Here is a 269-nt window from a genome sequence, read left to right on the forward strand (position 1 = left end):
TGTGCTTTGCGGCCAGCTGCCCGGCCGCAAAGCGCTGCAGCGCGCCGGCCGTTGCCGCATCGATGCCGATCTCGCGCGCCACCGGATCGTCGGCGCCAAGCGTGCGCGGATCGCGCCCGGTCACCTTGCCGAAGATGGTCAGCGCTTCCAGGTAGTAGCCGTGCGCGCTGCCGTGGTAGGCGTCCGGCGCCCACAGATTGACCTGGCCGGCCTGGATGCCGTCATACGGATTGGCGTCGGCCAGGCCGCCGGCGATGGCGCGGTTCCAG

Annotated in this window: 1 protein-coding gene; it reads right to left on the reverse strand. The window is 71.4% G+C overall.

Annotated elements, in window-relative coordinates; translation table 11 throughout:
- On the reverse strand, positions 1-269 hold a 269-nt coding region (locus ACH13J_RS18480), incomplete at both ends, for a hypothetical protein (protein ID WP_397544806.1).

Origin of the sequence: Roseovarius salis (genome assembly GCF_044472985.1) — a bacterium.
In the GTDB taxonomy this organism is placed as follows: Bacteria; Pseudomonadota; Alphaproteobacteria; order Rhodobacterales; family Rhodobacteraceae; genus Roseovarius; species Roseovarius salis.